This window comes from Halalkalicoccus jeotgali B3 (assembly GCF_000196895.1).
In the GTDB taxonomy this organism is placed as follows: Archaea; Halobacteriota; Halobacteria; order Halobacteriales; family Halalkalicoccaceae; genus Halalkalicoccus; species Halalkalicoccus jeotgali.
Map to the genome: position 1 here is coordinate 342,930 of NC_014297.1, position 24,391 is coordinate 367,320.

30 protein-coding genes and 2 tRNA genes are annotated in these 24,391 nt (G+C 64.2%); 12 read left to right on the forward strand and 20 right to left on the reverse strand.

Translation table 11 applies throughout. The annotated features are described in order from the left end of the window. Positions 1 to 13: 13 nt before the first annotated feature. Together HACJB3_RS01695 and HACJB3_RS01700 are read right to left on the reverse strand one after the other, a co-directional pair. Entirely contained in the window at positions 14 to 628 is a 615-nt protein-coding gene (locus HACJB3_RS01695; protein WP_008418577.1) for a DUF420 domain-containing protein, read from the reverse strand. A gap of 117 nt (positions 629 to 745) precedes the next feature. Continuing rightward, positions 746 to 818, reverse strand: a tRNA-Pro gene (locus HACJB3_RS01700). A 68-nt stretch (positions 819 to 886) separates the two neighbouring features. Here HACJB3_RS01700 and HACJB3_RS01705 point away from each other — a divergent pair. Together HACJB3_RS01705 and HACJB3_RS20975 are read left to right on the forward strand one after the other, a co-directional pair. Then, a complete protein-coding gene (locus HACJB3_RS01705) occupies positions 887 to 1,168 on the forward strand; it encodes a pro-sigmaK processing inhibitor BofA family protein (RefSeq protein ID WP_008418575.1) in 282 nt (93 codons plus the stop codon). An 84-nt stretch (positions 1,169 to 1,252) separates the two neighbouring features. Further along, positions 1,253 to 1,378 carry a hypothetical protein gene (locus tag HACJB3_RS20975; protein WP_008418574.1) on the forward strand — a complete coding sequence of 42 codons (126 nt, stop codon included), beginning with the start codon at positions 1,253 to 1,255 and terminating at the stop codon, positions 1,376 to 1,378. A 5-nt stretch (positions 1,379 to 1,383) separates the two neighbouring features. On the opposite strand, the gene HACJB3_RS01710 is transcribed toward HACJB3_RS20975, so the two are convergent. Further along, positions 1,384 to 3,453: a DEAD/DEAH box helicase gene (locus HACJB3_RS01710; RefSeq protein ID WP_008418572.1), complete on the reverse strand. Its 2,070-nt coding sequence runs from the start codon at positions 3,451 to 3,453 to the stop codon at positions 1,384 to 1,386. Between the two features lie 57 nt (positions 3,454 to 3,510). Further along, positions 3,511 to 4,320: an SLC13 family permease gene (locus HACJB3_RS01715; RefSeq protein ID WP_008418570.1), complete on the reverse strand. Its 810-nt coding sequence runs from the start codon at positions 4,318 to 4,320 to the stop codon at positions 3,511 to 3,513. Positions 4,321 to 4,416: 96 nt separating this feature from the next. Between HACJB3_RS01715 and HACJB3_RS01720 the strand changes: the two genes are divergently transcribed. Both HACJB3_RS01720 and HACJB3_RS01725 read left to right on the forward strand, forming a co-directional pair. Further along, entirely contained in the window at positions 4,417 to 5,322 is a 906-nt protein-coding gene (locus tag HACJB3_RS01720) for a universal stress protein (RefSeq protein WP_008418568.1), read from the forward strand. Positions 5,323 to 5,374: 52 nt separating this feature from the next. Continuing rightward, the gene (locus tag HACJB3_RS01725) at positions 5,375 to 6,604 is read left to right on the forward strand and encodes a M50 family metallopeptidase (RefSeq protein WP_008418566.1); all 1,230 of its coding nucleotides are present in this window, start codon (positions 5,375 to 5,377) and stop codon (positions 6,602 to 6,604) included. Positions 6,605 to 6,614: 10 nt separating this feature from the next. Here HACJB3_RS01725 and HACJB3_RS01730 read toward each other — a convergent pair whose 3' ends face one another. Next, entirely contained in the window at positions 6,615 to 7,031 is a 417-nt protein-coding gene (locus tag HACJB3_RS01730) for an Hsp20/alpha crystallin family protein (protein WP_238532789.1), read from the reverse strand. Positions 7,032 to 7,161: 130 nt separating this feature from the next. On the opposite strand from HACJB3_RS01730, the gene HACJB3_RS01735 reads away from it, so the two are divergent. Further along, entirely contained in the window at positions 7,162 to 7,290 is a 129-nt protein-coding gene (locus HACJB3_RS01735) for a hypothetical protein (protein ID WP_008418560.1), read from the forward strand. A gap of 166 nt (positions 7,291 to 7,456) precedes the next feature. Here HACJB3_RS01735 and HACJB3_RS01740 read toward each other — a convergent pair. Beyond that, positions 7,457 to 7,529: transfer RNA gene (locus HACJB3_RS01740), tRNA-His, on the reverse strand. 83 nt (positions 7,530 to 7,612) lie between these two features. On the opposite strand from HACJB3_RS01740, the gene HACJB3_RS01745 reads away from it, so the two are divergent. Next, on the forward strand, positions 7,613 to 8,068 hold the full coding sequence (locus HACJB3_RS01745) for a DUF5814 domain-containing protein (RefSeq protein WP_008418558.1): 456 nt from the start codon (positions 7,613 to 7,615) through the stop codon (positions 8,066 to 8,068). On the opposite strand, the gene HACJB3_RS01750 is transcribed toward HACJB3_RS01745, so the two are convergent. From HACJB3_RS01750 to HACJB3_RS01765, 4 genes are all read right to left on the reverse strand, one after another. Beyond that, positions 8,065 to 8,472, reverse strand: a complete 408-nt coding sequence (locus HACJB3_RS01750; RefSeq protein WP_008418557.1) for a ribbon-helix-helix protein, CopG family — start codon at positions 8,470 to 8,472, stop codon at positions 8,065 to 8,067. The genes HACJB3_RS01745 and HACJB3_RS01750 overlap by 4 nt on opposite strands. A 38-nt stretch (positions 8,473 to 8,510) precedes the next feature. Further along, entirely contained in the window at positions 8,511 to 8,738 is a 228-nt protein-coding gene (locus HACJB3_RS01755; protein ID WP_008418555.1) for a hypothetical protein, read from the reverse strand. A gap of 105 nt (positions 8,739 to 8,843) precedes the next feature. Continuing rightward, positions 8,844 to 9,455 carry an RPA family protein gene (locus HACJB3_RS01760; protein ID WP_008418552.1) on the reverse strand — a complete coding sequence of 204 codons (612 nt, stop codon included), beginning with the start codon at positions 9,453 to 9,455 and terminating at the stop codon, positions 8,844 to 8,846. Then, positions 9,456 to 10,385, reverse strand: a complete 930-nt coding sequence (locus HACJB3_RS01765; protein ID WP_008418550.1) for a replication protein A — start codon at positions 10,383 to 10,385, stop codon at positions 9,456 to 9,458. It lies immediately after the preceding gene. A gap of 179 nt (positions 10,386 to 10,564) precedes the next feature. Here HACJB3_RS01765 and HACJB3_RS01770 point away from each other — a divergent pair, with 179 nt between their 5' ends. Both HACJB3_RS01770 and HACJB3_RS01775 read left to right on the forward strand, forming a co-directional pair. Then, positions 10,565 to 10,810, forward strand: a complete 246-nt coding sequence (locus tag HACJB3_RS01770; RefSeq protein ID WP_008418548.1) for a DUF7091 family protein — start codon at positions 10,565 to 10,567, stop codon at positions 10,808 to 10,810. A 1,089-nt stretch (positions 10,811 to 11,899) separates the two neighbouring features. Next, the gene (locus tag HACJB3_RS01775) at positions 11,900 to 12,262 is read left to right on the forward strand and encodes a hypothetical protein (protein ID WP_008418546.1); all 363 of its coding nucleotides are present in this window, start codon (positions 11,900 to 11,902) and stop codon (positions 12,260 to 12,262) included. Positions 12,263 to 12,529: 267 nt separating this feature from the next. On the opposite strand, the gene HACJB3_RS01780 is transcribed toward HACJB3_RS01775, so the two are convergent. From HACJB3_RS01780 to HACJB3_RS01790, 3 genes are all read right to left on the reverse strand, one after another. After that, the gene (locus tag HACJB3_RS01780) at positions 12,530 to 13,006 is read right to left on the reverse strand and encodes a Tfx family DNA-binding protein (protein WP_008418545.1); all 477 of its coding nucleotides are present in this window, start codon (positions 13,004 to 13,006) and stop codon (positions 12,530 to 12,532) included. Between the two features lie 10 nt (positions 13,007 to 13,016). Continuing rightward, positions 13,017 to 13,478, reverse strand: coding sequence for a TRAM domain-containing protein (locus HACJB3_RS01785; RefSeq protein WP_008418544.1), 462 nt, complete (start codon positions 13,476 to 13,478; stop codon positions 13,017 to 13,019). Positions 13,479 to 13,701: 223 nt separating this feature from the next. Beyond that, entirely contained in the window at positions 13,702 to 14,694 is a 993-nt protein-coding gene (locus tag HACJB3_RS01790; RefSeq protein ID WP_008418543.1) for a radical SAM protein, read from the reverse strand. 271 nt (positions 14,695 to 14,965) lie between these two features. Between HACJB3_RS01790 and HACJB3_RS01795 the strand changes: the two genes are divergently transcribed. After that, complete coding sequence (locus HACJB3_RS01795) at positions 14,966 to 16,051, forward strand: DUF373 family protein (protein ID WP_008418542.1); 1,086 nt, start codon at positions 14,966 to 14,968, stop codon at positions 16,049 to 16,051. Positions 16,052 to 16,056: 5 nt separating this feature from the next. On the opposite strand, the gene HACJB3_RS01800 is transcribed toward HACJB3_RS01795, so the two are convergent. Both HACJB3_RS01800 and HACJB3_RS01805 read right to left on the reverse strand, forming a co-directional pair. Further along, entirely contained in the window at positions 16,057 to 16,323 is a 267-nt protein-coding gene (locus tag HACJB3_RS01800; RefSeq protein ID WP_008418541.1) for a hypothetical protein, read from the reverse strand. Between the two features lie 57 nt (positions 16,324 to 16,380). Beyond that, the gene (locus HACJB3_RS01805) at positions 16,381 to 17,223 is read right to left on the reverse strand and encodes a polyprenyl synthetase family protein (protein ID WP_008418540.1); all 843 of its coding nucleotides are present in this window, start codon (positions 17,221 to 17,223) and stop codon (positions 16,381 to 16,383) included. Between the two features lie 89 nt (positions 17,224 to 17,312). Between HACJB3_RS01805 and HACJB3_RS01810 the strand changes: the two genes are divergently transcribed. After that, on the forward strand, positions 17,313 to 18,008 hold the full coding sequence (locus tag HACJB3_RS01810; RefSeq protein ID WP_008418539.1) for a YqjF family protein: 696 nt from the start codon (positions 17,313 to 17,315) through the stop codon (positions 18,006 to 18,008). A 4-nt stretch (positions 18,009 to 18,012) separates the two neighbouring features. Here the strand turns inward: HACJB3_RS01810 and HACJB3_RS01815 are convergent, their stop codons facing one another. The 4 genes from HACJB3_RS01815 to HACJB3_RS01830 all read right to left on the reverse strand — a co-directional run bounded on the left by HACJB3_RS01815 (position 18,013) and on the right by HACJB3_RS01830 (position 21,846). After that, positions 18,013 to 18,822: an alpha/beta fold hydrolase gene (locus HACJB3_RS01815; protein WP_008418538.1), complete on the reverse strand. Its 810-nt coding sequence runs from the start codon at positions 18,820 to 18,822 to the stop codon at positions 18,013 to 18,015. A gap of 30 nt (positions 18,823 to 18,852) precedes the next feature. Next, on the reverse strand, positions 18,853 to 19,818 hold the full coding sequence (locus tag HACJB3_RS01820) for an electron transfer flavoprotein subunit alpha/FixB family protein (RefSeq protein WP_008418537.1): 966 nt from the start codon (positions 19,816 to 19,818) through the stop codon (positions 18,853 to 18,855). A gap of 58 nt (positions 19,819 to 19,876) precedes the next feature. Next, positions 19,877 to 20,653 carry an electron transfer flavoprotein subunit beta/FixA family protein gene (locus HACJB3_RS01825; RefSeq protein ID WP_008418536.1) on the reverse strand — a complete coding sequence of 259 codons (777 nt, stop codon included), beginning with the start codon at positions 20,651 to 20,653 and terminating at the stop codon, positions 19,877 to 19,879. Positions 20,654 to 20,751: 98 nt separating this feature from the next. Then, positions 20,752 to 21,846, reverse strand: a complete 1,095-nt coding sequence (locus tag HACJB3_RS01830; RefSeq protein ID WP_008418534.1) for a helix-turn-helix transcriptional regulator — start codon at positions 21,844 to 21,846, stop codon at positions 20,752 to 20,754. 146 nt (positions 21,847 to 21,992) lie between these two features. Here HACJB3_RS01830 and HACJB3_RS01835 point away from each other — a divergent pair, with 146 nt between their 5' ends. Beyond that, a complete protein-coding gene (locus HACJB3_RS01835) occupies positions 21,993 to 23,231 on the forward strand; it encodes a DUF7096 domain-containing protein (RefSeq protein ID WP_008418533.1) in 1,239 nt (412 codons plus the stop codon). Between the two features lie 24 nt (positions 23,232 to 23,255). Next, positions 23,256 to 23,720 (forward strand): type IV pilin, encoded by a 465-nt coding sequence (locus HACJB3_RS01840; RefSeq protein ID WP_008418530.1) that lies wholly within the window; start codon positions 23,256 to 23,258, stop codon positions 23,718 to 23,720. A 9-nt stretch (positions 23,721 to 23,729) separates the two neighbouring features. Here the strand turns inward: HACJB3_RS01840 and HACJB3_RS01845 are convergent, their stop codons facing one another. Next, positions 23,730 to 24,350 (reverse strand): methyltransferase domain-containing protein, encoded by a 621-nt coding sequence (locus tag HACJB3_RS01845; RefSeq protein WP_008418528.1) that lies wholly within the window; start codon positions 24,348 to 24,350, stop codon positions 23,730 to 23,732. Between the last annotated feature and the right edge of the window lie 41 nt (positions 24,351 to 24,391).

The following is a 24,391-nucleotide window of genomic DNA, read 5'->3' on the forward strand; positions in this document are numbered from 1 at the left end:
GGTTACCGGTCCGTTAGGCGGGAACGAACTCCGATACGTAGAGGTGGTTGAGCATGACGTAGGTGACGACCCCGAGGGTCAGACTCAGGATCCACGTCCCGGCGGCGATCCGTCCGACCGTCGCATGGCGCGTCTCGGTGAGTTCACTCGGCGTGTGGGTCAGTCCGAGGACGATCGCGTACAGCACCAGCGGCACCGCGAGCACCGAGAGGACGATGTGGATCGCGAGCATGACCAGATACGCCGGATAGACCCACTCCCAGAGCGGAACCCACCCGTACTGGCTGGCGAGCACGAAGTGCTTCTCCCCCCCGCCCCCGACCTTCGGGAGATACAGGAGCAGAAAGAGCACGATCAGGACAAACGATAGCACCATCGCGCTACGGTGTCTGTCGACCTTGCCACGCCGGATCCAGTACCAACCGAGCGCAAGCGATACCGTCGCGACCGTGTTGACGAGTGCGATCGCGTGGGAGAGTAGATCGACACCGGCTTCGCCGATGTCGGGATACAGCGGAACGACGCCGGCGAACGTCCCGATGACGAGCGTGTAGCCGAGCGCCGTGAGCACGAGCGCCGCTGCCAGCGGGCGGTCGTGTGCCCGCCGCCGAACGTCTGCCGTTGCCATACCGGGGGTTCGGCCGCGGACGCTAAATGACCTCCCATTTCACTCGCGGGGTTCCAAACCCGAGAATACCCGATACTGGCGACTTCGGTCGCCCGCCGTCAGTCCCGCAGGAACGAATGGGACCGCCCGGATTTGAACCGGGGTCAACGGCACCCAAGGCCGCAAGGATACCAAGCTACCCCACGGTCCCGTACCCACCCTTTTCCTGCCGTCAACGAAAGCGTTTCGTTCTTATCCCGGGCCTCCTTCTCGTCGGACATGGTTACCGGTCTCGAAGTCGTGATTCTTGCCGCGGTCGTCGTCCTCCTGTTGGGATCATATCGCGTCATCCACACCGTCCGGCCGTTTATTGTCAACGCGGTCGTCGGCCTCGTCGCCCTGATTCTGGCGTCGATGTTCGGGTTCGGCGTCGAGATCACGCCGATCGTCCTCCTGATCGTCGCGATCGGGGGGGTTCCGGGTGCGTTACTGGTCGTGTTGCTCGCGTACCTGGGCATCGCCTTCACACCGATCACGCTGGTGATCACCGGACTCCTCTGACCCCGAATCACCATCTATGGCGTGCATAACGCCGCTCTAGCGACTCCATACCTATCCCCGGTGCGACACTCTCTCATCGTGAGAATGTGGCTCGCCGTCCTCGCCCTCGTGTGGCTCCTCTGGCTCGTCGTGGTTATCGGCCTGCTCGTCGCCGAAGGCCGGCGGGACGCCGTCCCCGTCGGCTCGGTCGATCCCACCTCACAGGGCTGAACCGATCACCCCTCCTCGCCGTGGAGTTCCATCTCTGCGACGATGTCGAGCGGATCGTCTCCCTTTCTGATCCCGTCGAGGATCTTGAACGCCTCGTCGGGTGCGAGGAAATGTCGGGTGATGGCCCGTCCCAAGGGAGTGGGCTCGAGTCCGTCGATAAAACCGTATTCCAGTAGCTTGCCGATCGCGTGAGTGGTCGGGATCTCCCCGATCATCCGGTCGTTGAGCGATTTCGCGCGCTTGCCGCCGACGGTCACGTTCGCGAGTGTCTCCTCGATCGCCGCCGACTCGTCGTACTGGGTGCGAACTGGCTCCATCTCGTCTTTCAGCAGGGTGAAGGCGACCTCGTCCTCGGTCCCTTCCATGCTGTTGTGATAGCTACAGTCGGGCTCGACGAGCAGGTAGACCGTCCCGCGGTCGTGGTAGTCGGGCCGGCCCGCACGTCCGAGCATCTGGTGGAACTCCTGGACCGAGAGCCACTCGATGCCCATCGCCAGCGAGTCGAAGATCACCTGCGAGGCCGGGAAGTCCACCCCTGCAGCCAGTGCCGCGGTGGTGACGACCGCCGAGAGCTCCTGGTCTGCGAACATCCGCTCGACCTTCTTGCGCCGGCCGTAATCCAACCCAGCGTGATACGGTGCGGCGTTGTACTCGATCTTCCGGCTGATCTCGTGACAGCGCCGCCGGGAGTTCGTGAAGACGATCGTCTGGCCGCGATAGCCCTTCGAGGACTCGCGGTCGAACTCCCGCTTGACGAGCCGGTTCTCGATGCGGGGCTTTTCGGCCCCGTCCGCGAAGGTGAGGTGGCGCTCGATCGGAATTGGCCGTTCTTCGAACTCGATCAGCCGTGCGTCGAGCTTTCGGGCGAGCCACTCGGGGTTGCCGACGGTCGCCGAGAGGTAGATCCACTGGGCACCCGAGTACCCGCTTCCGGACTGTGATCGCTGCTCGCAGTAGTCCTTCAGTCGGGCGATCAGCCCGTCCAGCCGGTGGCCCCGCTCGCCCTCCTTTAGGGTGTGGACCTCGTCGATGACGACCGTTCCGACGTCGCCCAGATCCCGCCCCGTTCGGAGCGCGTGGTCGATCCCCTCGTAGGTGCCGACGATTACGTCCGCGCCGGGATCGAATCGATTGCCGTCGTCCCGGACCCGGCTCGCGCCCACCCGCAGGGTGACGTCCACGAGGTCGCCGTACTCGTCGCGAAAGTCCTCGTGTTTCTGGTTCGCGAGCGCCACCAGGGGTACGAGAAAGAGCATCTTCCCCTCGCCCTGTAACACGCGGTCGACCCCGGCCATCTCCCCGACCAGCGTCTTGCCGGTCGCCGTCGCCGAAACCACTAGCTGATCGTCGCCTTTCGCCTGCGGGCCCCCGAACAGCCCGTTCTCGACGGCGAGGCTCTGGACCGGCAGGAGGTCCTCGAAGCGCCCCTCCAATAGCGTCTGTAGATCCGGATGTAGATCCAGCGAGGAGACGGGAACGGAGTCGACCTCGTCGGTCGTGGCGCTGATCTCGTCGAACTTCGTGAGATCGGGGTCCAGTTGGCCCTGCAGCAGATTCGTGATCCGATTCAGGTCCTGCACTTCGAGCAGCAGGTCTTTCAGGCGCTCTTCTGCCGCGCCCGTCACCCCGCCCGCATAGGAGAGTTCCCGTTCGAGTTCGAGGAACGCACAGTCCGGACAGATCTGCTCACGCCCGGTCTCGATCGCCGTCCCGTCGGTGATCGGGGAGTATCGTCCCGCCGAGGCACAGAGCCGGCAGGTCCTGACGACACGTGCGTCGAGCTGGTAACCCGAGAGCATCTCCCGGAGCTCCTCGCGGCCCTTCCGGGACGTCTGCTCGGAGATGCGGATCCGCTCGGCCCCGCGGGCGAACTCGACGAACTCCTCCGGGCTGCGCGGCTCCTGGGTCGAGTCGCGCTTGATGCGGAACTTCCCGGGGCGGGGACCTGCGCTCGTCTCCTTGAGCCCGAGAACGGCCTGAAACAGTCGCTCGTCGTTCCTGATGGGCACGGCGAGGTACTCGTCGCCGGTCTCGTGGAGGAAGAGCGTCCCGACCCGCTGGCGCTGCGTTGACACTGGCGGCCCTACGAGCGCGAGGTATTTGTGCCTGTCACTCTCCGGGCGTTCGGGTACTCAGAACACGACGAGCCAGCCCACTGCGATCACACACGTCGCGAGCGCGATAGGGGCCCCGACGGCAACCAGCCGGCCGATCGACAGCGAGACTCCACGCTGGGCGGCGGTTTCGAGGACGATCAGCGTCGCCGCGCTCCCGATCGGCGTCGCGTTGCCCGCGAGGGTCGAGACCGCCGCCAGCAGGAGCCACCCGGTCGGATCGGAGGTCGTCTCCGACAGCAGGATCACCGCCGGGACGTTGCTCACGACGTTCGAGAGGACGAACGTCCCGGCCGCGAACGCCAGCGGCCCGTCGAGCCGGGCGAGGGCGGTCTCGACGACTGTCCCCGACAGCGATCCCACGAGAACGAACATCCCGGCGAACAGGACGAGGATCCCCCAGTCGATCCAGCCGATGAGCTCGGTGCCGGGGACTCGGTCGACCGCCCGGACGAGGATCGGCGTCAGTAACAACACCGTCGCGTCGTTGAGCGCGATCGCCGAAAGTCCCGCCGCAGCGAGCAGCGTCCCGAGCACTAGTTGCCGGCTCGTCCGCAGGCGCGTGACGAGGACCGTCCCGACCCATCCGTAGAACCCGCTCATCGCCAGCGCCTCGACGTGGAGCATCATCCCGAACAGCAACAACAGCGTATCGGCGTGGACGCTCGCGAGCGCGTCGTCGGGCGAGATCGCCCCGACGGCGACGACGACGACGGCGCCGAACGCCGCCGTGACCGACCGGTCGAGGGGGATCCGACCCAACCGCCGGACGAACAACAGCCCGAAGGTCCCGACGACGATACCGATCGTGAGCGGGCTCGAGGCCATCACCTGCGAGGTCGGGCAAGAGGACGAAACCGGTGTCGATGCGCGCGAGGCGTCCGGCGACTGAACGCTTTTTACTATCGCTAGCTAACGTTAGTCATGGCTACCGGCGCAGCATCGGGCGACGGGACGACGAACGGCGCGTACAGGTTGATCGTCGCCGTCGGGGATCCGAGCTACTCTACTCAACTGGTCCGGACCGCCGTCGACATCGCACGTGCGCAGGGCGGCGAGGTGATGGTCATCACCGTTGTCCACAAACCCCACGACTCGCCGTTTTCGGTCTTCTCCGACGAGGCGATCAGGACCGAGTTCGCGGGCGACCGCCGCGAGATACTCGAGAACGCGCTCGCGGTCGCCGACGATACCGTCCCGGTCGACGGCCGTGTCGTCGTCGGGACCGACGTGGCCCGCGCGATCCGGTCTGCGGTCGCGGAACTCGGCGCTGACGCGTTGCTGGTCGGCTGGCACGGCCGGCCTCGCAGGGGTGGAATCGTCCTCGGCTCGACCATCGACGACCTCCTGCGTCGGATCGACTGTGACGTGCTCGTCGAGCGGATCGGGCCGACCGCTGACGGCGTCGAACGCGTCCTGTTGCCGGTCGCGGGCGGCCCGCACCTCTCGCTTGCGGCGAGCGTCGCGGAAGCGATCGCCGGAGCCAATGACGCGACGGTGGTCGTGTTGTCGGTGGTCGCCCCGAGCGCCGACGAGGCCGAACGGGAAACCGCCCGCGGGCACATCGAGGAGGCGACTGACCTGCTCTCGGTTCCGATCGAAACAGAACTCTTGGAGGCAAGCGGGGTCGAGGACGCCGTCGTCGAGGCTGCCGCCGAGTGTGATCTCGTCGTCTTCGGGGCGACCAGACGCGGGGTGGTGCGGCGCCGACTCGTCGGGTCGGTCCCCCAAGCCGTTGGGCGCCGTTCGAATCGGACTGTGATCGTCGCCCGACGACGCCTCGATCGGTCGCTCTTCGGTCGGTTGGCCGGTCGTCTGTGGGACCGCTGACCCCCGGTCGGCCGGATGTGTTTTATACGTCTGCTTCCCCAATCTCCCAGCAATGTTCAAGAGTTTCCGGATCGGTTCGCTTTTCGGGATTCCGATCAAGTTAGACGTGTCTTTTCTGCTGATCCTCCCGGTCTTCGCGTGGCTGATCGGTGCACAGATCGAACTCCTCGTGGGCCCGCTGAATGCGGTCTTCGGCCGAGGGCTCGACGCCGCGGCTCTCACCGCCGGCTCCCGGCCGTGGATCCTCGGTCTCACGGCCGCGATCGGCCTGTTCGTCGGCGTCGTCTTACACGAACTGGGGCACTCCCTCGTCGCGATCCGCTATGGCTACCCGATCGACTCGATCACGCTGTGGATCTTCGGGGGATTGGCCCAGCTCACCGACCAACCCGAGGACTGGAAACAGGAGTTTCTCATCGCTATCGCCGGCCCCATCGTCAGCGTCCTCGTGGGTATCGGCTCGTATCTGCTCCTGTTTATCGTCCCGTCCGGGTTCGACGGGGCCGTCTTCGTACTCGCGTATCTCGCCCTGTTGAACGTCGCGCTCGCGGGGTTCAACATGTTGCCGGCGTTCCCAATGGACGGCGGGCGCGTCCTGCGGGCACTGCTCGCGCGGAACCGACCCTTCGCGCGTGCGACCCAGATCGCAGCCGAGGTCGGTAAACTGTTCGCGTTGCTCATGGGCCTGTTCGGCCTGTTGCAGCTCAACGTCATCCTCATTGGCATCGCCTTTTTCGTCTACATCGCCGCCTCGGGCGAAGCCCAGCAGACCGTCCTGAACGCCGCCTTCGAGGGTGTTCGGGTCGAGGACATCATGACCTCGGACGAGGAAGTCGACAGCGTCTCGCCCGAGACGTCGGTCGCCGACCTCCTCGAACGCATGTTCTCCGAGCGCCATACCGGCTACCCGGTGATGGAGAACGGACGGCTCGCGGGGATCGTCACCCTCTCCGACGCCCGCGAGGTCGAACCCGTCGAGCGGGACGCCTACACCGTCGATGACGTAATGACCACGGAGTTGGAGACGATCGCGCCCGACGCCGAGGCGATGGAGGCGCTCAACCGGATGCAACAACTGAGGATCGGTCGGCTACTCGTCCTCGAGGACGACCGGCTGGTGGGCCTGATCTCCCGGACCGACCTGATGACCGCGCTCAACATCATCAAGTCGAGTGGCTCGATCGAGACTTCCCGGCGGGCGACCGACGACCCCGGTCGATCCGCCCGTACCTCGAATCCCGACCGGGACGGGACCCCCGAGTCGGATCGGCGCTGGGAGTAGCTCCATCGGCTCAGTCGATGTCGATCCGCGAGCCGTCGTCTGCGGGCCGTTCGTGGGTCGGAAGGTGAACCTCGAGGACGCCGTTGCGGTAGCTCGCGGTGATCTCCTCGACGATCACATCCCCGACGTGGAGTCGCTCGTGGACGTGGCGGGTGTGACGTTCGGCGGTCGTCCCGTCGTCGCTGGCGCTCTTGTGGGTTGCCTCGATCGAGACGACGCCGTCGTCGTATCGGAGGTCGATCTCTTCCTTCTCGAAGCCCGGCACGTCGGCCAGAAGGACGTACCCCTCCTCGTCCGTATCGAGACTCAGGTTGAGGTCACGCTGTCCGCCCATCGTCGGGTGGTCGTCCCAGCCGCTCCACATCGTTCGGCCCATCTGTTCGAACAGTCGATCCATTTCATCGAAGGGGTATCGTCGCATTGCCATTTCGATCAATTATACTGATTGTCCGCGGTTCTATATCTCGCTTTCGAGAGTCCTGTTAGCACTCGCAGGACGATTTACTCGATTCCGAATCGCAGTAACTTCTTATGGCAAGCGGTTGTATAGTTGGGTGATGCCAGAGATCACCGTCTCCGACTCGCTGTACCGACAGCTCGAAAACGCCTCCGACGAAGGGGACTTCGAGTCGGCGCTGTGGGAGATGACCTACCTGTTCCAGCGCGGTAACGACCCCTCGGAGTAGTCGCTCGTTTCGTATCGTTGATCCCACCCGTCCCCAGCCGTTGGCTCTTTCGGTGAGAGTCACTCCTGTCGGGTTCGTGGAATCGAACCCCGGTCGCTCGGCCCGCTATAGATTCGATCGTCCCGTATTGTCCACCGCTGGTCGCGAAGTCGCTCGCCGCGAGAAGGTCCAGGTGCGAGAATTGAACCCGCGTCTCAGCCTCCACAAGGCTGAAGGATAGGCCACTACCCCAACCCGGACACATCCATCCCTACTCGTCCTGTGGCTGAAATACGTTACGACTTCAGAACGCTTTTTCGCACCGCTGGCGTACCCCGATCTAGTGGCCATCACCGACAAGATCTACGTCAAGAACCACCGTCAACTCGCCTCCCAACTCGACACCTCGATTCCCAAGGGAGCGTTCAAGGGGGCGACGCTCGACCTCCTCTTTCAAGGCGACGGACTGGAGAAACTCGACGAGGCCTCCCGTGAGCGGGTGCTGGATTTCGCACAGGACTTCCTCGATTGTGGCTGCGATACCAACCCCTACTGTGGCCACCCGGAACAGAAGTTCATGCGCTATCTCCTCGAACTCCGCGCCGGAGGGCTCGGCCCCGAGGCGATCGTCGATGTGATGAGCGACGACTACATGGTGTACGCCTACCCCGGTGACGTCCTCTCGTTTCTCGACGATTCAGTCAGAACGCTCGAAGCGATCGAGGCGCTCGCGGACGTCGAGGGGAACACGGAGATCGAGCACGCGGCAGGAACGAAAAAACGCGAGCTGTCGGGCTAACCCAGCCTGTAGCTGTCGGCTTTCTTTCCGTTTTCCCGGTCTAGCTCCTCTAAGTGGACGACATCGCTGACGTCCTCGTCGTCGAGCTGCTGACGAAGCTGCGTGATGTAGCGTTTGTGTTCGTCGAGCTGATCACGAAGGTGTTCGGCTTCGAGTTCGAGGCGTTCGTGCTCGCGAATGAAGCTCTTCGGTACCTCGACTTTCGGCGGGAACTCGTCTGCGGTTTCGCCGGCGAGTTCGTGCTCGGGAACCACTTGCACCTGGCCGTCGTGGGCAACCAGCGTATCGACGTAGTCGCGAAACACTGCCGACAGCGAGATGTCACGCTCCTCTGCGATCTCTCTGAGCGTCTCGAAGACGTCTTCGTTGACGCGAAACGAGATCGTCTTGTTCTTGTTGCCCATTCTACCCTTTGTTCGTTCGTAACACACTTAATGGTTCGTCAGACGAGCGGTTGCTCCGCCGATATCTCGCGCACTCGCTCGCTTCTCTCGGCTGGCCGGCCGTCGGTTTCACTCGGCTCGTCCCGTTTTGCCGTCGCTCGGTCCTCCGCGTCCCCGCTCGGTGAGACGCCCATTTCGGCGTAGACCTCTTTCCAACCGGCGCTCGGGGAGGTTCGGCTGTTCGTCGTATCGATACGCTCTTGTCTCTCTTCGGGTTCGGTTTGCATGGGCTGATAGTCGGCCCTGTTCGGGTGGTAGTGACACCCGGACGCCTCGGTTCTGGCGTCACTTTCGGGCGTGTGAGTCGAATCAGTCGAAAACGGTTCTCGTGGCTACGCCGTGGTTTCGGCGGTCTCCTCGTTCTCGCCGGTTTCCTCGCTCCCCTCGACGCTTTCGAGCGCCGAAAGCAGGTTCTGCTGGTAGTTCTCGACCGGCAGGTCGTACTCCTCGCGAGCCATCGCGGCGTACTCGTTTGCCTCCTCATCGAACGCTTCGATGCGCTCGATGGTCCGTTCTGCGGTCTCGACGACCCAGCGATCACGAGTACCGACGTCGACTTCGGTGATCGACTCCGGCCGAACCGAGACGTTCACGTCGCCCTCGTCGGTCTCGTAGGTGCGCGGCTTGCCGACGATCGCGACGTACGCCGGCGGCTCGACCTCCCGCAGGAAGTTCGCGGCTTCGGGCTGGTATTGGCCGGCGTAGACGAAAAAGGTCCCGGTGGGGTCGACGATCCGACCCTGCCAGTACTCGCTGTCCTCGCCGACGTCGCTTTTCTCGGTCAGCGTTCCGACGATAAACACGCGGTTGGCCCGCGCGCCCGTCGGAAGCAAGGCGTACAGCGGTGCGCGCTCGTCGTCGCTCTCTTTGAACGTGTAGCCGGCGTCGTTGAACTCGCTTGCGAACACGCGCTGGGCGAGCTCGCGGGTGGGTGCTTGGCTCATTTAGATCGACCTCGCTTTGATCAGCGTCTCTTCGGGATCGGTCGGCCCGCCCAGTTCCTCGACTGCGTCGGCGAGCACGTACCGCCCGAACGTCGGGCCGCGGACGCGGTAGTAGCGCCCGAGCAGCTTGCCCCTGATTTCGTCGGCGACGACCGTCGTATCGAGTGCGTCCATCGCCATCTGCTTGGCTTCGTCCAGGCCGATCTCGGCGACCTCTTCGGTTGCTTCCTTATCGAAGATCACTTCCTGGACCTCCCGACCGTCGTCGAGAACGCCCTTGATTCGGAGGTCGAACTCGCCTTCGACCTCGCCGTGTTCCGAACACCGCCCGTTCTGGAGGACGCGCGTACAGCCCTCCTCGGGACAGCGCTTGATCAGGCCCGAGCCCGACTGCACGTCGACGAACGCGCCCTCGATCTCGGTTTCGTCGTCGCCGACTTCGAGCTCCTCGTCGAGTTCGCTGATCCCGGTCGTCCGGTTGAGCTTTACCGAGAACTGGCCCTGATACTCGTCGGTGACGACGTTCTCCAATCGATAGACTCCGTCCTCTTCGAGTTCGGGCAGGTCCGATTTGGCCCACTTGGTGAACTTCAGCGTGCCGGAGGGATCGCCCAGCAGTCCCACTTGGGCGATCGAGTCGCTTCGGGGTTCCCAGAGGTCGACGACTTTGACCGTGAGGTCGACCCACTGTTCTGCGGCGTCGATTTCGGTAAGCTGAACCTCGCTGTTCGACCCGCCGCCGAGGGAGTCGCGATCCAACCCCGCCTCGTCGAGGTAGTGGTTCGTCACGCTTCGACGGGCTTCCTCCGCGGGGATCTTGTACTCGGTGACGAGCGTTTCGAGCCGAGACTCGACCTCGTCGGTACTGATATCGAGGTGCTCGGAGAACTGGTCCGCTATGCTTTCCGCGTGCTGTCGCAGGTCTGTCATGGTCTCACTGTCTCCGCTTCGTTTTCAATGGGAGACATACCGCTGTTGGTGCCCGATGGTATAAAAAGTTCCGCGAGCGGGGTGAAAGTGATCCATCGACGATCCGACGCACGCGATTCTGCCGTGCCCGACGGGTCTTTGTGTGGCGGTCCTGTAGCGACCATATGACTCGTCGGGGTATGGATCGGTTCGTGCGAACGACCCTTCGTGAGGCGGGGCGACGCTACGAGAGGGCCCGTCGCGATTACGAGGACGCACGGGGTTCCGTTTTCGCCGACGAGGCGAGAATCGTCTGTCGACGATACGCGGAGAAACGTACCGTCGAACTCGACGAGAACGAACGCCCCGACTGCTACGATGCCGGCCACCCTGACTGCGAAGGCTGCGTCGAGGACCTCGACGACGGGACGATCGAAACCTGGTAACCGACCTCGTTGAACAAGCGGGATCGTTGCTGTACTCCATCGATATATCGATAACGACGATATAGAATACGGCTGCCGGCGAGTATCGTCCGCCAGTGTCTGAACGGAGCCTCTCTGAATCGGGCGTCGATCCTCTAGCCGATCGGATCCGGATCAGTTCTATAAGCCTCGTTCCGGACACCGTCTCTCGTCCATCCCCCGCGAGACGACCCGTCGATACAGGGGAGAGTAGCACAGGAGGACCTCGTCCCGGGTCGAAACCCGGTCGGACGACTCGGACGAGTCGGACGTAAATCGCCCGCCCGTCGTGACCTCGTGGAGCCGATCCGAATGCAGTTTGTGCCCCCACGGTTCCCGTATCGGTTCCTAGACGGGGGTCGCTGCCAGGCATCTCTTCTAAGCCTCTGTTTCGGACTCACTCCAGATACCTCGATAGCCGACCAACGCGTTCGCGATCGCCTGTAGTTACGAACGACAGAAAACATACATGACTTGAATACAGACTTAAACGTGAGAATATAACGCTGCCGATACAGTCATTTATTTGTAATATTCCACCCACAAGCTATTCATGTACGTACAAATACAATTTGAATATGTGGATAGATTTTCTTCCGTATTGGTTTGTTGTCAATCTTGATGTAATTGGGTTAATCGTTCTAGGTTTTCTCGTTGAAAAACACTATGTTAGCCGTCCAGTGATAATTGCTAATTCAATTGCGATAAATCTCCACGCGTGGAGAATGGGGTCCCCTCCACGATGGTTAGTGTGGTATGCTAATATAGGACTCATTATAGGAGCAGTAGCGCTTTTTACATATGCCGCTAATGAACAGATGAATAGTCGCTACTATGAAGCATCTCACCTATATTCTTCGATGGTTGTTGCAGGTGTAGTCTTAGTCACAATATTATAATTCCAAAATACCTGTATTAGTGAGTGTTTTTTACTGCTTCTTTGCTCTTCTAACTATCCAATACTATATTATTCTGTATCAAGGGTCACAGCCAGTTCCTGTTCAATGAGATTCAAGATGGCGTCTGCCGTGAAGTTTGAGAACGTTTCTGTAACCTGCAAGAACAACTCTCGTGCTACTACCGCCGAGAGAAGGGTATGATTCGAAGCAAGCATTCATCACAAACCTAGAGGTAGACGATGAGATTGGACTGGATCGCCGAATAACAGAACAGAAAATCACCCAATATACTGCGAGAGGCGGTATCGAGACCTCTTATAAGAAGATCAAGGATTTTGCAGCGTGGACAACGTCCAAGGCGTTTGAGGTCCGGTTGTTTCACTTCGGGATGGCTGTTCTCCTCTACAATATGTGGTTATTAGTGGATTTCTTAGTTCAAGCAACAGTCTACGATGAGTTCAGACCAAAACCTCGATTGACTGCTAAGCGGTTTTTAGATTTTGTTGATCAGAGGTTGAGAACATTACTTGGATAATGGCGGTCGTGTTCGCCTCTGAGTAGCTGCATCACTCTTCTCTCGGCTTGTATTCTTACTTCCAATATGTGAATAAATAGTATGTAGCTATGCGGATAGTTTCTATCGGGTAGTAGCTGCTGTTTTTCCAGAGTTTGAGAGATATTTCCAGAAATGCCATGCCTGATATCTATGACCTTCGCAACTACAGGATCGCTATTTCCTATCGTGGTTAGGAGTTTATCGAGCGGGATGCTGGATCCGTATCACGAGAGTGATCACAGAAGATCAGTCGAGTTCCTGCCGGCGGACGCGTACGGTGCCGTCGATGGTGACGCCGACGAGGAGGTCGCGTTTGACCTCGCGTCCGCTCACCGCGTCGCCCGCGGCGTCGCTGACCGATTTCATCAGTTCCGGTGCGGTCTGATTCACCTTGACGTCGGCGTCGTCGCAGGCGGCATACACTCGCGAGGGAATGTCATAGAGGTCGACTCCGGCGGCGACATCGACGCGGACCGGGGCGTTGAGCGCTTCGGCGAACGCGATGGTTTCGCGGGCCTTCTCGACGTTCGTCCGAGCGCTCGTTTCGATACTGGAGACGTTCGCGCGGGACGTACCGAGTCGCTGGGCGATATCGGCCTGGGGAACGTCGCGCTCGCGCAGTGCGAGGACCTCGGCCTGGCGCCGGGTCAGAACGTTCCGGTCGGCCTCGAATCCCACCTGATCGAGCAGCGCGTCGATATCGTAGTCGTTCGCCTCGTTCATGGCGAGTCCGCTATGCGCCCCAGAAGTTGTCCCGACTGCCGAGTCGTTCGCGGTCCGGTTTGGACGCCGACCCGTTGTCCTCCTCGCGCTCCCCATCGCGTTCGTCCCCCTCGTCGTCTGCCCCGTTCTCGTCGGGCTCGAGGGGTAACCGTTCGATCTCCTCGCCGCGCGCGTGGTTCGAGTGGACCCTCGTTACCTTCACGCGAGCGCGGGCGACCGGCAGGATGCCGTCGACCATCACGATGAACCCGTCCTCGGTCCGGCCCACGCCGGCCCCGCTCTCGTGCATGTCGTCGACCTCGATGACGACTTCCTCGCCGGGTTGGACGGGCTGTTGTTTCAGTTCGCGGATCGGCTGGTTGTAGTGGTTACACCACTCCGCGCCACCGCGATCACCGTAGTGTTGACACCCCATCCCGGCGATTCGCTCCGAATAGCTCGGGCACTCGTCTGCGAGCGGACAGTCCGGCATACGGAGAGGTAGCAAAGCGGCGGGCTAAACGCTTACGACCCACCTTTTACTGCGCGCCCGCCTTCGGCTCGCTGGCGAACGGTGGATCATCACCAGAACGCCAGCGTTCTGGTTACAGCTGGAAAGCTCTGCTTTCCGGCGACAAAACGCGGCTCGTTCCCGTTGGTCACTCGCTACGACCGCTCGCTCACGTCGTTCGCGGAGAGAACGTGGTCGAACCGTACTACGCCAACGGCGTCCGCTCGACGACGGTCCCGTCATAAGTCGGGTACTGCTCGACGATCTCGCCCTCGGTCAGGTCTCCCTCCTCGACCATCTCCTCTAGGAGCCACCACGCGAGTTCGACGTGGTCGGACTTGGCGATATAGAACTCCTCGGGTACGCCGAGGTCGCGCAGCCGGGCCTCCTGTTCCCACGTCTTGCCGTAGACCAGGGTTCCGTCGTCGGTGATCTCGTCGAACTCCCTTCGAATATTTCGGGCCATTCGCTTCAGACGGTTGCGGTGCTGGGCGGCGTCCTTGAACACGCTCGTACAGAAATATACCCTTGGGTGGTCGCCCATCTCCTCGAGGATCGCCTTCGAGCCCTCGACGGCACTCATGTGGCCCTCTTCGAGTTCGTAGCCCTCCTCCTGCATTCTCCGATAATTGCCGTCGCTCATCTCGAACTGGTTGATGTTACAGAAGTCCGCCGCGCCCTCGTCGAGGAAGTCCAGAAACTCCGACTCGGCGCGGATCCCCGGGATCTCGAACGCAGGAGTAAGCCCCTCCTCGCGGGCGATATGCAGGATCTCCTCCCACTCGGTGCCGTGCATCTCCCCCCAGAGTTCGAGCGGTGGGTGAAAGCGGATCTCGTCGAGGCCGGCCTCGCTGAGTCGGCGCATGTTCTCCCGACCGCCCGTGATGCCCGTATAGAGGTGGGTGTGGTGCTCGGCGCCGAACTCGTCTTTGAGCAGGCGCAGGTACCGACAGGTCTTCTCCATCGCCTCCTGGGGTTCGCCGCCCGTCAGCGAGGTGCCAAGCGCGTCCATGCGTTTTGCCTCCTCGATCACGTCGGTATCGCTCTCGACGGGCCGTTCGTTGGCGTACACTTGGGTGACGTTTTTCCTGTTTTCCCCCAAGGGACAGTAAAAGCAGTCGCGCTGGTCGCAGTAGCCGTAGACGAACAGCACCATCTTTCCCCCTTCGGCGCACTGTTCACAGCCCTTGGAGATCATTCAACAGGGATAGCGTCCCCGTCCACAAAAGCCGACCGATCCTGGAACGGCTTGTGGCCTCCCGACGGGGATTACCCCGATTCCCGTAGCTTGGGTGTGTCATTAGTTTCGGCCGGTGATCGACCGATCCGTCGGGTTCGAGGTGGTGTTCGACTGCGCACGCGGGGCCTATCGGCACGTCAGGGAGTGCCCATCAGGGGGACGGTCACGACGGTTTCGACCGATCGCCGGCCCCGAAGGTCCTTATTCACCCGCGGCATAGCCCCACCCGATGCTGCTGGTGCTGTGTGTCGACCTCGACGACGACATCGGTCGGAAGACCGGCTTCGATACCCCGGTCGTCGGCCGCGAGGCCTGCGAGACCGCCGCCGTTGCGCTCGCTACCGCCGACCCGGAGGATTCGGACGTCAACGTCCTCTTTCAGGGCGTCCACCTCCACGACCAACTGATAAGCGAGGGCGAGGCCTGCGAGGTCGCCGCCATCACCGGCAACGCGAAGGCCGATGTGGGTGCCAACCGCGAGGTCGGCAACGAGCTCGACCGGGTGCTCGCGGGGCTCGCGACCGGCGAGTCGGTCTCGGCGATCATCGTCACCGACGGCGCCCAGGACGAGAGCGTCATCCCGGTGATCCGCTCGCGCGTTCCGGTCGATGGGGTCCGACGGGTCGTCGTCCGGCAGGCTCAGGACCTCGAATCGATGTACTACACGATCAAGCAGGTGCTGAACGACCCCGAAACCAGGGGAACGATCCTCATCCCGCTGGGAATCTTGCTCCTGATCTACCCGCTGGTCGCGGTCGCCGACCTGCTCGGCCTTCCCAGTAGCAGCCTCGGGGTGCTCTCGGCGCTGTTGGGCCTCTACGTCCTGTTTCGGGGGCTCGGCCTCGAGGAGACCGTCGACGAGTACGCAGAACGCGGCCGCCGGCTGCTGTATACCGGTCGAGTGACCCTGATCACGTACGTCGTGGCCGCCGCGCTGTTGTTCATCGGCGGGGTCGGCGGACTCGAATCCTTAGAGCGCGCTCGTGCGGGGGCGGCGCTTGGCACCGGCAGCGTGATCGCCGCGCTGGTCTACGGCGCGATCCAGTGGTTCGCGGCCGCCGGCATCACCTCCAGTCTGGGCCAGATCACCGACGAGTACCTCGCCGGTCGCTTCGAGTGGCGATACCTCAACGCGCCGTTTTACGTCGTCTCGATCGCGGTCGTGCTCCACGCCGTCAGCGCGTTCGTGCTGGGCTATCAGGACCTGCCCTACGTCGCGATCGCGCTCACGATCGGCACGCTACTGGGGCTTGCGAGCACGCTGACCTTCGCCATCGCCGAATCGAGAATGGAACGCCGGGCCGAGCCGACCTGAGCGTTTCAGGCCCGGAGTCGTTTGGGCGGTTTGAGCCACGCGCTGGCCGCGCGGACCCACGCGGACCACGCCCGCGTGATCGGGAGTTGTTCGCGTTCGCGCTCGGTGAGCAGGGCCTCGCAGTCGGGACAGCGGTACTCGACGCTCGTTGCGCGTTCGCGGACGGTCCAGTCGCCCTCGATCGGGCTCCGGTGGTCGCAGGCCGGGCAGAACAACACGGATTTCCTGTCGGGCGGGCCGTCGGGGTCGATCGCGTGAACGGGTCGCGTCATTGGACGAGCGTACGGTCCCAGTGGATAAAACTCCGTTGGGTAGATGGGAAATACGATCTATCGTTCACGAATAACTACGAACTCCGCGAGGTCCTGTAAGTATTCGTGGGCCCGTTCGTCGGCGACTTCGACCCGCGAGAGCGCATCGAGTGCTGCCTCCGAGTGGTCGTGGGCGCGTTCGTTGGCCTCTTCGGGGCCGAGGTCGGTCACCTGCAACAGCGAGGGCCGTTCCATCTCGTCGTCCTGGCCGGTGGGCTTGCCTAGGTCGTCGGCGTCGGCAGTCGCGTCGAGCACGTCGTCGCGGATCTGGAAGGCGATCCCCACCCGCTCTGCGTACTCGCCGACGGCCTCGACGGTAACGGCATCGGCGTCGGCGGCGATCGCCCCGAGTTCGGCCGCGGCGCGAAACAGCGCGCCGGTCTTCCGGCGCGCGAGCTCCATGTATTCGGCCTCGGTCTCGGGACGGGCGACCAGTTCCGTGGCCTCGCCCTCCCCGAGTTCGACCATCGCCTCGGTGACCGCCTGGGTCGCACGCGGGTCCGAGGAGAACAGCGCGAAGGCCTCGCCCAACTGGGCGTCGCTGCCGACGATCGCCGGACCGTAGCCGTAGCGGGTCCACGCGCTCTCGACGCCCCGTCGCATCGCCGAGCGGTCGATGATGTCGTCGATCACCAGCGAGGCGTTGTGGACGAGTTCGATCCCCACCCCGAAGCCGACGGCGTCGTCGGGCTCGCCGCCGACGGCCTCACAGACCAGCACGGTCACCGTCGGGCGGACGCGCTTGCCGCCCGACAGTGCCGTGTGACCGACCTCCTCGGCCAGACCGTCGGGTTCGACCGACCCGACGACCGACTCCAGGCGCTCGTCGACGAGCGCCCGCCGCCGTTCGAGATACTCCATTAGCGGCCCCTCGGGCCGGTCGAGGCAAGTAGATGACGGATCGACGCTCGATACCGGCGGTTGATCTCCCCGGTACTCCTACACGGTCTATGGACCTTTCCGTTGCCCTCGCGTTCGGATGGCGCCACCTCCTGTTCGCCAACTGGCCGGTCGACGCCGATCGGCTCGACGCGCACCTCCCCGAGGCGCTGTCGGTCCAGACCCACGACGGGGATGGCTGGCTGTCGGTCGTCCCCTTTGTCAACGTCGACGTCCGGCCGCGCGGGTTCCCCCGACGCGCGGGGATCGAACTCCCCGAACTCAACCTGCGGACCTACGTCACCCACGGGGGCGAACCGGGGGTCTACTTCTTCAGCCTCGACGCACAGGGGGTCGCGAGCGTCCTCGGGGCGCGCCTGTTCCACCGGCTTCCGTACTACTACGCCCGGATCGACTGGCGTGACACCGACGACGGGATCGAGTTTTCGAGTCGGCGGCTCCATCCCGGCGACCGGCCCGCCCACTTCCGGGCGACCTACCGGCCCACCGGCGACCCCTTCGAACCCGAACCCGGCTCGCGGGCGGCGTTTCTCACCGACCGCAGTCGCCTCTACACGCAGGGCGCCGACGGGGCCGTCCGCCACACCGACGTCGACCACGAACCCTGGCGACTCCGCCCCGCGAGTGCGACCATCACGACGAACACGCTGTTTTCGGCAAACGGGTTCGTCCGGCCCGACGCCGAGCCCGTCTGTTATTACAGCCCCGGGCTGGCGGTCACCACGACCGGAAGCGAGCGCGCCTGAGCGCTTACACCCCGAGAAACACCAACATCCGCCGCTCGACGGTCGGTTTGTGGGTGAGAAAGACGCCGTGTCCCGCGCCATCGATCACGTCCAGTTCGGCTTCGGGGATGGCGTCGGCGGTCTCGCCGAGGATCGGGGGCGGGAACAGTCGGTCGTCCCCGCCCCCGAGTACCAGGGTTCGCGCCTCGATCCTGCGGAGCCCGCCCCGTCCGTCGTAGTCCAACAGCGCCTCGAAGGAGGTCCAGGCGTCCGACGCGACCGCCGGCCGCGGGTGCGTGAGGCGCCCAACTGAAGCGATTGCCGGCGGATAAAAGAGCCCCCGCCAGTCGCTGTACGTCTCGGCGGCCAGCTTTGCGCGGATCGCCCCCCACTCGTTGTCGTACGCCCGGCGGCGCAACTCGTCGACGAGCGCGCGTCCCGCTTCCGAGAGGCGTGCGCCCGTGGCCATGAGCACGAGTTCCTCGACGCGCTCGGGGTGCTCGGCGGCGAGTCGCTGGGCGATACACCCGCCCATCGAGAGCCCCCAGACCGTCGCCGCATCGAACTCCCGTCCGATGAGTGTCGCGTAGTCGTCGGCCATGTCCCGGATCGTCGTTCCCGCCGCGAGCCCGCGCGGTCGGCTGATCACGTAGACAGTGTACTCGTTTCCGAACCGGTGGTAGTACCGGCGCAGAAACCGAACGGCCACCCGCGAGTAGGTCCCGTCGAACAGCGCGTCGGTCACACCGGGGAGGACCACCAACACCCGCGGGCCGTCACCGACGCGGGCGTACGGAACCTCCTCCGAAAACCGTCCCGTCGCCCCCCGATCCATGCCCTACGGAGAGGGCCGACCGTCAAAAACCTAGCCCGACTCCTCGAACTCGCCGATCAGCGCGGGGACGACGTCGAAGAGGTCGTCGACGATGCCGTAATCGGCGATGTCGAAGATCGGCGCGTCGGGGTCGGTGTTGATCGCGACGATGGTCTCCGCACCCTTCATCCCGGCGACGTGCTGGACCGCCCCGGAGATCCCGATGGCGATGTAGACCTCCGGCGTGACGGTCTTTCCCGACTGACCGACCTGCCTGTTTTTGGGCAGCCAGCCGCTGTCGACGATGGGCCGGGAGGCCGACAGCGTCGCGTCCAGCGCGTCGGCCAACTCCTCGACGAGTTCGATGTTCTCCTCCTCCTCGATACCCCGCCCGACCGAGACGAGCACCTCGGCGTCGCCGATGTCGACGTCGCCCCCACCGACCTCCTCGAAGCCGGTGACGGTCGTATGGACCGCCGACTCGTCGATCTCGATCTCCGCCTCGCGGACCTCGGCGTCCCCGCTCGCGCTCGCGCCGGGCCACTCGCCCCCGCGGATCATTACTACTGTCCGCTCGGCGTCGACCTCGACGGTCGTCTCGACCTTCGAGCCGTACATCTCGCGGGTCGCCGTGAGGGTGTCGCCGTCGATCTCGGCGTCGATCACGTCGGTCACGAGCGGGCGGTCCAGTCGGGCGGCGACGGCGGGGCCGTAATCCAGTCCGTTGACGGAGTTCGGTAGCAGGACGACCGTCGGATCGAGCTCCGCCGCGAGCGCGTCGGTGACCTGCGTGTAGACGTCGTGGTTGAACTCCGCGCCGTCGGTCACGGTGTGGACGACATCGACGCCCTCCCTCGAGAGCGTGCGGGCGAACTCCTCGACCTGCCCGCTGATGACCGCGACGTGGAGCTCTTCACCGAGGTCGTCGGCCAGTTCGCGGCCCGCACCGATCAGCTCGTCGCTCACGTCCCGGAGCTCGCCCCGTCGGTGTTCGGCGATCGCCAGAACGCCGCTCATCGGTTCTCACCCTCCGTGAGAACGACGACGACGCTGTGCGCCCAGCGTACACCGGTAGTCATTGTGCGCCCACCCCCTTCTCACGGAGGACGCCCGCCAGTTGGACGGCGGTGTCCTCGGCGCTGCCCTCGAAGACCGTCGCCGTGCTCTCGACTTCCGGCTCGTACATCCTCGTGAGGCGCAGGTCGCTTTCGATTCCGTCGAGCCCGAGCGAGGCGAGGTCCTCCACTGCGATCTCCTTGCTTTGGGCCTGTCGGATCCCCCGCAGACTCGCGTAGCGTGGCTCGTTGATCCCGGTCTGGATGGTCAAAACGGCGGGCGTCTCGACGTCGGTCAACTCCTCGACGCCGCCTTCGAGTTCGCGGTGGACGTGGGCGAGATCGTCGTCGAGTTCGAGATCGTTGACGACGGCGGCCCACGGGTAGTCGATCGCGGCCGCAAGCGAGACGCCGGTCGCGCCGAACATCGCGTCGCCGGTCTGGACGCCCGTGAGAATCAGATCCGGCGTCTCCTCGGCGACGACCGCCCGCAGGATCTCGGTCTTGACGCCGACGTCGAGCAGCCCGTCGAGGGAATCGTCCCACACCCGGATCGCGCGATCCGCACCCTTCGCGAGCGCCATGCGGATCGTCTCCTCGCTTCGCTCGGGACCGACGGTCACCGTGACCACCTCGTCGGCCATACCCTCTTCTGCGAGCTGGACGGCCTCCTCGACGGCGTAGTCGTCCCATTCGTTCAGGTCGTATTCGAGGTACCGCTCATCGATGGCGGTCCCGTCGATTTCGAAGTCCTCCTCGACGGTCCCCACCTCCGCGACGGTCACGAGAACCTTCATCATCGTTGCTTCACCCCCCGCGGTGGTAAACGTTTTCTATAGCGCCGGCCGGAATCGGAGTCCGAGTCGGCTAAGTGCGCCCGAGAGGGCCCCGTGGCTCACTCCTCCTCGACGAGGGTGATGAGGTTCTCACGGCCGATCCGTAGCTTCTCGATCTCGCCGTCTTCTTCCATCAACGAGAGCAACTGGGAGACCTTCGCGTTCGACCAGTCGGTCTCGATGACGATCGTCGCCTGTTTCATCCGCCCGTCGTTGACTTCGAGCAGTCGGATCACGCGCTCTTCGTCCGAGAGCAACTCCTCGTCGACGCCGGCGAAGGGGTCCGGGTCGGGATCCGGTGTCGACACCGGATCGGACTTCGCATCCCGATCGGTCCCCTCCTCGGGGCCGGGTGCGGGCGTGAGCAACGGCATCCACCCGCGGTCGCCGCCGTCGGTCGTCGCAAAGGGGGCGTCGTCCCCACGCCGTGAGAGGACCAACACCAACAGGACGATGGCCCCGACCAGTCCGGCGCCGAGCCCGACCGTCAGCACCGAGAGGTCCCCGTCGGTCCCGTCGCCCGCGACGAGCGTCGCGGTCGGCTGTCCCGGTTCGAACTGCTGGGGCCCCTCCCAGACGACCGTCCCGTCGTCGAGCGCCGCCTCGGGGGTGACGCTCTTGACGGCGTAGCCCTCCGGCGCGCGGATAACGAGGCGCTGGTCCTCGGACAGCGAGGGGAGCCACGTCTCGTCGTCGATCACGAAGCTGTCGCCGAACTCCATCTCGCCGCCGCTCGCGTCGACGAACCCCTCCCAGGTGAACGAGAGCCGCAGAATACCCGTGCTGGCCGTCGATTCTGCATCGCGTTCGACGTCCTCGATCGCCATCTCGCGGTCGGTTTCGTTCTCGCCGGCGGCCGCGAGACGCTCGAAGACCTCGACCGAGAGCGCGCCGTCTACCTCCCCGTTCTCGAAGTCCTCTGCGAGGCGATCGAAGGCGGTCCGATCCGCCTCGGTTTCGAGGGCGATCCGCTTGGAGACGTCCACGTTCGCGTCGCCGTCCTCGGTCAGCGTGATCTCGATCGTCTGGGAGCTGTTGTTGGCGTTCGAGGACGTATCGCCGGTCTGTCCCGCCGCCGGCTCCGCGCCGACGGTCAGGCCCCCGACGAGAGCCACCAGACAGAGGCCGCATACGACGGCGACGGACACCCGCATACAGTAGCGTGGTTGCCGGGGGGAGAAAATGCTTTCCATGCTAAATAAACCGGCGCACAACGATCTCGAAATCCGATAGTTTCAAATATCAAGACATTATTCTATGCCGGATTACTTTTGTACTAGAAGGGTTATACGTGATCTACATGTCTCGGCTGCCCGCGCTGGTCCTCACGGCAATTCTGGTCTGTTCGCTGCCCGCCCTTGGCGTTCCGGGAGCGATCGGTCAGTCGCCGGCCCCCGCGATCGGTTCGCCGGCGGGAGCCCAGCCGGCCATCGAGGGAGGGTCGATCGACTGGCTCGCGTTGTCGGAGGGACCGGCCGCCAGCGGCGAGGGCTACGTCGCGATCGACTTCGGGGCGACCCTCGCGGACGATTCGAGCCGGCTAGAGGCGCGCTACGACGAACACCGCGTCGATGCCCGGATCGAGAACGCCGACTCCGACGCCCAGCGGCGGGCGATCATCCGTGAGGAGTCGGATCAACTGGAGGAGTCGGTCGCCCAACTCCGAGAACGCGAGCGGGCCGCGTACGCGGCGTATTACGAGAGCCAGCGGACCGAGCGGGACCTGCTCGCGGAGCTGGCCGTGATCCACACCAACGCGGTCGCCCTCGAGGCGGCGGTGGCCTCGATCGAGGACCACGACGCCACCACCCCGGGCGTCTCGCTCGACGGCGAACTGGAGGAGATGGAGGTCGCCACGCGCACGATGCAGGGACCGGTCCGCGAGCGGGTCGCGGCGATGATCCACGGCGAGGCCGAGCCGACCCGGGTCCACGTCGAGAGCGACGGCGACGGGGTCGTTCTCGCGCTCATCGAGGGCGAGCAGTTCCACCGTGAAGCCCACCGGCTCGGCAATCGCGATACCGACGCCGAGGCCCAGTACACGAGCCTCGGGGAGTCAGAAGAGCGCATCGCGGAACTCTATCCCTCGGTCTTCTCGGAGGCCCGCTGGAGTTACAGCGAGGTCGGCCACGGCACCCATCGGGGGACCGCCAACCATCCGCAGGGCTCGCTGACGGTGTTTCTCGACACCGCGACCGGCGACGTCTACCGCGAGTTCCAGACGCTCCGGCTCGACCGACTCGACACGGAGACTGCCGTCGTCGAAACCGGGGACGGCGTGACCGTCACGGTCGGCCTGACCGCCCCGGGCGGGCCGGCGAAAGTGATGGTGACCGCGACCGGAAGCGGCGCAGCGCTCTCCGGGGAGGTGACGCTCAACGACCGGGTCGTCGGGGAGACCGACGACGGGACGGTCTGGTTCGTCGCCCCCCGCGATTCGGTGACCGGCGCGGTGAACGCCGGCGGCGAGGAAATCGAGTTCACGGTCCCGGGCGACAGCGCCGATCAGGAGAGCGCACGCGCCACCGAAGGTTCATAACCCGTCGGAGGACCACCGGGGGTCGTGGAACGAGCAGTCTCCCCCGTCATCGGCGTCGTCCTGCTGGTCGCCTGTACGGTGCTGTTGAGCGCGACCGTCGGCGCGATGGTGCTGGCCTACGAGCCTGCCGAACCGGCCTCGACGGTCGTCGTCAGCGGCGCGGTCGACGCCGACGGGAACGAACTCACACTCATCCTCGATCGGGGTGGCCCCCTCGACACTCGGGAGCTCTCGGTCGTCGTCGAAGTCGACGGCGAGCCCCTCGAAACACAGCCGACGGTGCCCGCCTACTCCCAGAGCGGCTTTACCGGCTTCCCGAGTGGCCCCTTCAACGCCGGGACCGATCCGGAGTGGAACCGGGGCGAGTCTGCGAGCCTCACGGTCGCGAAGACGACGAACGGCCCCCAACCCGTCCCCGGCAGCAGCGTCGAGGTTCGGATCTACGAGAACGACCTTCCCGTCGCCACCGTCGAGGCGACAGCCGAATGAGTCGGTGACTCACTCGGTGACGTGCGCGACCGAGGTGATCGCGATGTCGGGGTCGTAGGAGGGGCCCATCAGTCGGTGTTCGACGTCTTCGAAGCCCGCCTCGGCGAACATCCGGTCGGCCTCCTCGGCGTCGTAAAACAGCATGATCGAGTCGGCGACCTTCTGCATGAGTCCGCTCTTGGGGTAGTTCGGGCCGACGACGAGCACCTCTCCGCCGGGCGCGGTGATCCGCTTGATCTCCCGGAGGGCCGCGACGGGATCGGGCCAGTACTCGATCGAGCCCGACGACCAGACGACGTCGAAGCTGTCGTCCGCGAAGGGGAGGCGTTCTGCGTCGCCGAGATAGAACGACACGGGATCGTGTTTGCCGAGTTTCGCCCAGGCCTTCTCGAGTTGGTGGGGGCTCTGATCGAGCCCGTGGACGTCCTCGGCGTGTTCGAGCAGCCCCTCGGTGGCAAAGCCGGTGCCACAGCCCACATCGAGAACGCGGTCGTCGGGATCGATGTCGAGCATCGAGAGGGCCTGTCCGCGCATCTGTTCGTTCCAGATGAAGGGGTTGACCCGGTCGTAGACCTTCGAGAGGTACTTGTAGAACAGCCGCGCGCGTGCCTTGTCTTCGAGGACTCCCATTGGCGGCGCGTTCGGGCCGGGTTCATATATACTGTTGGCTG